Raw genomic sequence first — 303 nt, forward strand, 5'->3', positions numbered from 1 at the left:
GCAGGAGTACGACCGCTGGCAGCGCCGTGACCTCTCGGCCCGGAGATACGTCTACATCTGGGCGGATGGCGTGTACCTGCAGGCCCGGATGGAGCCGCAGGCCGAATGCATGCTGGTCATCCTCGGGGCCACACCGGAAGGCAAGAAGGAACTCGTCGGCTTCCAGGTCGGCCTGCGCGAGAGCGCCCAGAGCTGGCGGGAGCTCTTGGTCGACATCAAGGCGCGCGGCCTCGCGGTGCCGCCGGAGATCGCGGTCGGCGACGGGGCCATGGGGTTCTGGAAGGCGCTCGACGAGGTGTTCCC

At 69.0% G+C, this 303-nt stretch carries 1 protein-coding gene; it reads left to right on the top strand.

The window, feature by feature from the left end; translation table 11 throughout:
- A partial coding sequence (locus C6W91_RS21400; protein ID WP_370571641.1) for a transposase occupies positions 1 to 303 on the top strand: 303 nt, incomplete at both ends.

Source organism: Phaeobacter sp. SYSU ZJ3003 (genome assembly GCF_041300735.1).
In the GTDB taxonomy this organism is placed as follows: domain Bacteria; phylum Pseudomonadota; class Alphaproteobacteria; order Rhodobacterales; family Rhodobacteraceae; genus Phycobacter; species Phycobacter gallaeciensis_A.